This window comes from Rothia sp. HMSC036D11 (assembly GCF_001814205.1).
GTDB classification, from domain to species: Bacteria; Actinomycetota; Actinomycetes; order Actinomycetales; family Micrococcaceae; genus Rothia; species Rothia dentocariosa.
Window position 1 is genome coordinate 1 of record NZ_KV815311.1, and the last position, 6,547, is coordinate 6,547.

1 protein-coding gene is annotated in these 6,547 nt (G+C 55.2%); it reads right to left on the minus strand.

Annotated features, from left to right (window positions below):
* Window positions 1-160: 160 nt before the first annotated feature.
* Window positions 161-6,328 carry a DUF6531 domain-containing protein gene (locus HMPREF2958_RS07265; protein WP_070697541.1) on the minus strand — a complete coding sequence of 2,056 codons (6,168 nt, stop codon included), beginning with the start codon at window positions 6,326-6,328 and terminating at the stop codon, window positions 161-163.
* Window positions 6,329-6,547 lie beyond the last annotated feature (219 nt).

Consider the following 6,547-nt stretch of genomic DNA (forward strand, 5'->3'; position numbering starts at 1 on the left):
TGCAGTACTTGTACTTCCCCTCACTATCATCACGAAAAATATGTATTGCCAGCATAATAACTACAGCAGGAACCACAAGAACAAGAATAGAAACGAGCATTCCCTTCCATCCCTTGGCATTGCGAACGCTTTGTTGCACCATTGATAACCCTTCTAGCTTCTACCGCAGTATTGGGGGAGTAACCAACTGACTATAATCATAATTCTGCACCTTAATCGCCGCGATCTGCAGAGAATCGCTAGCTTTCGTAGCTGCTGTCTGAATTCCCTGCACCGCATTATGCGCCGTAAGTTGCGGATTCTTCAACGCAAATGCAGCAGTTGACCGGTAATATGCTGCATCTTCTTTATCCATCTTCACAGCAGTCTTGACACTAGATTTTACTGCATCTTTCGCCATACCTGTTCCGGTCTTCTCTACGGCAGTACGTGGATTGAAAGTACCTGAAGGAGCTGTTTCCATCGTGTACTTCGATAACTCCCGAGAACCACCAGCTACCGCATCTGAGCCGACGGTACGGAGACCAGACTGCACCCTACCCATCGTTGACCCGTCAGCATAGCCTGGCACACCTAGCTTAGTCTTCATCTTACCGCCAACACCAGCGCCAAGAGCGCTACTTCCAGCACCAGAACCGAACTTTCCGAGCGCTTCTAAAGGATCCCGACCGCCTTTACTGACATATTCCACAGTATTACCGACACCACCACTAGCAGCGTTTTGAATAACATCTTGGGTTATTTTACTATCAGCAACGAAGTTGCCGACCTTCCCCAGCTTCCCCAGCTCTTTAAGCTTCGCCAGGTTCGTGAAACCACCACCAATAGCACCTGTGACAGCGCCAGTAATAGCACCCTTAATAGCCTCTTGACCAGCCTTACCCCAATCAATAGACTTACCTGAGACCTTCTGCTCCAATGCATACATGCCAGCACCCATCAAAGCGCCCGAAGCCGCGCCAAAAGCAGCACCGCCTAAAGGACCTAGTCCAGTCGCCATAGCTCCAAGAACAGCGCCAGCGCCAATCATCGCAACCGTAGCAGCCCATTCACCGATGTTCTGCCACATCTTCGCGCGATCTTCTCGGATTTTGTTCAAATCCTCCACACTAATCGGCGACAAACCCCACGGGTCTACTAGTCCCACCGGATTATTACCCACCAGCGAATACGGGTTACCCACCCAACCAGCACCAGGTACCGGCAGAAGCGGATCCCGAGACGTAAACGACCTACTCACCGGGTCAGCCACCCGAGCGCCAATCAGTGCATACCCACCAACCGTGAGTGCACCGGAAGCATTAATACCCACACCCGGCACGGCACCAGCAACGGCAGCATCAGAACCCGTCAGAGGTGTGGTTGGTAACTGGAACGGATCCAACAACCCCGCCGGGCCAGCTAGCCCCGGCACAGAAGACACCCCAGCATTCGAGGTGAAACCACCCAGAACACCGGCACCCCCGGCAAGCACAGACGACGAAGTACCACGCACGCCAGAACCACCAGAAGCAGGGGTACCCAGCATGTTCACACCCGTGGTCGGCACAGGCATCTCGCCCACACCCACCACGGTCGGCACCTCCGCCGTCGGGTCCATCACCACCGGAGTCCACCCCGAAGCAAGAGAGGAAATACCGGCAACCTCACCGGCCACTCCGGCAGCCACCTGCACCCGAGCACACGAACCACTATCCGCTGTGGTCATCGAGGCAATACTACCCGCCAGGCTATACCCCATCGTCACCGAAGACCCATCCGAGGCAACCTCACCCGTACGACGACCGACAGCATCATAGGAATACAACCGCACCAAGGTCAGCGGCAGCCTCTCAACCGTGCGCCCATCACCGGCAAAATTCAGGTCAACATGCTCAGGCAGTTGGGCTGTAAACTCGCTAGCGTTCCCATCGGCGAGGAACTCTCGCACCTGCTTAGCATCAGAATCGGCATTACCTGCAACACTAGTGGCGGTGTAGGTACCAATCGCACGCACCTGTGCCGCATCATCATACGCCAGCACACGCACCCAGCCAGCAGCCTCAGAGGCAGCATTATCGGTAGCGTCTTCACCAGTAGTAGTGTTTCGGGTGTATTCTTCGCGGATTAGGCACCCAGCGGCATCCCACACCCAAGACATCCGCTCGTTTCCACGGCGGGCAGATACTAACTGACCGGCTCCGTCATATGCATACGTAATCAGCCCGGCGGCAGAATCTACTCCCACAATCCGGCCAGCTTCATCACGAATAATCTCAACCCGCACATCGGCAGAGTTATCAGCATCCGCAGCGGTTTCGGTGTACCCCGTTATCGCGCCGTGACCGTCATAGGTCCACGAGCGCACCGTATCGGCTACCTGCGCCCGGATGAGCGCACCGGCGGCATCATAACTGAGCGAAGACTGCTCACCCGTATCAGTATTCGTGATAGCACTAATATTCCCCACCGCGTTCCGCGTGTAGGCCAGTGCGCCATACGGACTGGTAAACCCAGTGCGGTAACCGTCGGCATCATACGCATACGACAGCTCATACGCACCACTACCGGAAGCGGCAGACTGGGACTCGCCCCACGAGCGTGCTACCGCGGTGATACGTCCGAGCCTATCCAACTCGTACCGAGACACCCACGGCAGGCTTCCGTCACGGTCATCAGCAGGAATACTGGCGGCATAGTCAGTCACCGTCACCGACCGGGTACGGTTATCACGATCTACCCGCAGCTGTTCGGTACCATCCACCGAATACGCACATGCCGCACCAGAGCTGTCGTAGCCCCACGCATGTACCTTCTGGGCTGCATCAACTACACGCAATACACGACCAGCAGCATCGTACTCATACAAGGTTATAGCGCCGGCAGGATCCATCGTCTTCACCATGTTCCCGAGCACATCGTACTCATAGGTGGTGATACGCCCAGCAGGATCCGTCACCTTCGTGACATTGCCAGCCTCATCGTAGGTATACCGGGTAACACCGCCAAGACCATTGGTGACTTCGGTGACCTGCCCGGCGGCATCATAGCTAAACTTGCGGGTACCCCAGGCGGCATCTCGAATGCTGCGCACACGTCCACACGCATCATACGTGTAGAACACATCCCCGCCAGAACCGCCAATAACCGAGATAACCCGCGAGTTTGCGTCATACGTAATCTTCTCGCTCATACCGGGCAGATTCCGCTCGGTCAGGCGCCCGTCGGCATCATAGGAATACCGAGTTGTAACGGCCTCGGCGGTTTCAGCGCCCTCAGTAACAGAATCTAAACGCCCACAGCTGTTATACGTGTATGCGGTAATACGCCCCGCAGGCGAAATCTGACGCACAAGCTGGGAGGCGAGGTTGTATTCGTACCGGGTCAGACCACCTTCAGCATCCAGGATTTCCACCGGATTACCGGCCGGATCGTAAACCACCAGCTCGGCAGCTGACTCGGGGGTATCGGTTTTTTCTGCCCGTGCTTTAGGAGCTTCCTGGGCTGCCTCAGTCGGGGAGAAAATTTCTTCACGCGCAACGGGGCGGCCAAGATGGTCAAACTTAACCCGTACGCCGTCGGTGCCGTCCCAGCTGGTAACGCTGCCGCTCTTGCGATCTGCCTGAGTACGCACGCGTACCCCGGTCGGGTCCGTCATTTTCGTGAGCACGCTGGCGGCATCATAGGTGTTCTCCCAATGACCACCGGCTGGATCAACCGTACGAATAAGCCGTGAGAGTCCATCCCACACATACGAGAACACGCCCCCATTGGGCAGAGTTACTGTGGCGACGTTTCCGTTTTCATCAAAGGTGCGTTCGGTACGGCGACCGAGCGGATCGATAACCGCAGTCATATCACCGCTGGGCCCGTACTCATAGCCCGTGCGTGCACCAGAGGGGTCAATGACTGCGACCAAACGACGACCAGCGGTGTACTCGAACTTCCAGCGGGAACCGTCAGGGTCTTGCCGCCCGGTAATATTGCCAGCCGCGTCATGGGTGAACGAGGTTGTGAGCCCTAGCGGAGTAGTAACCTGAGCGAGGTGCCCGGCAGCGGTATAGGTGAACGAGGTTGTGTTGCCCTCTTGGTCGGCAAAGCTGGTCAGGTTACCAAACTCGTCATAATTCAGAGTCATGCTGACCCCTTCGGGGCCGGTCAGGGAGGTCAGCAAGCCACCCTCCCAATTTAGTTCGGTGACCCCGCCCAACGCATCGACAACGCGGGAGGGATTGTGATCCCAAGCGTTAGCGTACTCGTAAGTAACCGTTGAGATCGGAGTGACCTCACCGGTATCAGCCTCAGCATCCGCTGCATTGCGGCGCGCCTGGGTGGCTTCATAGCGTTTCTTCGGGTCCGTTTCAAACGCCGATATAGATACCGCCGTCACGCGATCGTACTCATCGTAAGCGTAGCGGGTATCTTGACCCTCTGGGGTAACATCGCGGGTAATACGTCCGCGGCTGTCGCTGATGCGGGTTGTACGAGAACCATCACGGTCAATCACCCGAATACGGTTGCTGAACCGGTCGTACCCGAAGGATGTGCGCCCACCGTCAGCGTCAATAATTGCGGTTAGGCGGCCGCTGTCATCGCTAATCCACACATTGGCTTGGGATCCGTCTTCATCAGCAACTTCGGTCACTCCGCCGTCAAGGTACAAGTACCGCACATCACGACCGTACTCGGTATGCTGATGTGCAATTCGGGCAGACTCATCATAGGTGTTGGTCACCTCGACGGTGCCATCTGCAGCAATCACGCGGTGGATTAGCGCATTGTCATCGTGTTCGTAGGTGCGTGTTCCTGCACCGCTGGTTATGGATACCAGGTGCCCGGCAGCGGTACTGCCTGCGGGGGCGTAGGCGTATTCGACACGTTCCCCTGCCGAGGTTCGTGCTACCGCGACGAGCCCATCCACATAGTCAAACATGATAGAACGGTTCAGCTCATGTACCAGGGAGGAAATGAGCCCGTCAGCAGCGCGCGTGACCGCCAAAGTGGTGCCTTCTCCACCCGTGGAGCCAAGCCATGCACCGGTGAGAGTGAAGAACCACAGGTGACCTTGGTTATCAGAGATGATATACAGGTCAGCTTCAGTGCTCAGAGCACAGGTTTCCAGGATGAAACGCCCCATAGGTGTGGTGGCGATTTCGCTGGCACCAGTGCGAGTAAGCCAGTAGGGATCGGTCTCAACTCGCGCAAAACCCTCACCAGCGCGGGCAAAGAACAGGTGACGGCCGTCCGGCATAATCCAGGTAGCGCCTTCATCAGAGAAATTCAGGACCGTATCAAGGTTAGAAGACCAGCCCGGACCGAAAACCCCAGCCAACGGTGGCAAATCATCGCCATTACCGTGCACAGCCAAACTGTTGTACATGCGCGTGACGGCACACGAGGAAGCGAGGTTGCTAAACGCAATATCGATTTCCTCTTCGATAAAGTTACCGGTCGCAACGTTGACCGGGTCATTCGCATAGCCGCTGGAGGTAGGCTGACCTACGACGGATGGCGCGGGAACCTTGAGATCTTCGCGGCTGCTTTTGATGGATTTATTATCGAGGGCAGCCTGGAGCGCGGCGTTAGAAACCGTGTTAACGGTGTTTTCACTGCCTGCTTTAGCGAACTCATCTGCGATTGTGGTTGCCCATTTATCTTCTTGGTCATTGGCGTTGTTCCATTTGTCGAAAGTCGTCAGAAGATTTTCGCAGTCGATGGTGCCCCACTTACATTTTTCTTTAAAATTAGCGGCTTTAGCACGAATATCGCCGGGGACATTACGGAAATCCACGAACAGCTGATGTGAGGTTTTTGCGCTTTCTCGCAAATCTGATGGCTTTGCTGAAGAGGTGCCACTTGTAGAACCCGATCCACCTCCGGGAGCGCCCGGGGTGGGGTGCTCACGTTGACCAACCTGGGTAGTATCAATCGTGGTGTCTGGAATATAGGGGTCTGGAAGTTTTGGAGCGGAACCCCAGAAATCATCCCAGCTTTTGCGAAGTCCGAACCAATCATCTTCATAATGCCGGGCGTCTTCACGAATTTTTTGTTCTTTATGAGCGGCCTCTTTGAGGTTGTCTACCACTTTGGCAAGCTGGTCAAGAACAGTGGCAATATCTTTACCATTATCAACGGCAGTGTTGATGTTATTGTCATAGAGTTTTGAGAAGTACCCTTTGAACTCGACCATAGCTGTATCTGCTTTGGTTCTTTGACCAGGCACTTTATCCCGAAGGTCGCGCGCGGCGTTTCGGCACGCACTCGCGAGAGCATCTGACGTAGCATCATCAAACTCTACATCATTACGGTTGGCATAGTGAGGGCTGTTGCGATCTGGCTGGTCACCCATTGGAAGATACTCCTTCGGAAGAAATAAACGGGTATTAGGTTACCGGGATAACGTTGAATAAATGGTGTACGCCCATTTGGGTATGAACACGAGTGTGTCTAGAGCTGCTTGTAGGGAGCTAAAAAGCTTCCCTCGGGCTTCACCATGAGTAACACCTGGTGTTTGGCCGAGGGAAGCTTTTTATATGAAAACTTGGTTGTTTTCTGTGTCTTATGCGCC

Coding starts and splice junctions, on each gene's coding strand:
- HMPREF2958_RS07265 (WP_070697541.1), bottom strand. CDS start 6,328: ATGGGTGACCAGCCAGATCGCAACAGCCCTCACTATGCCAACCGTAAT.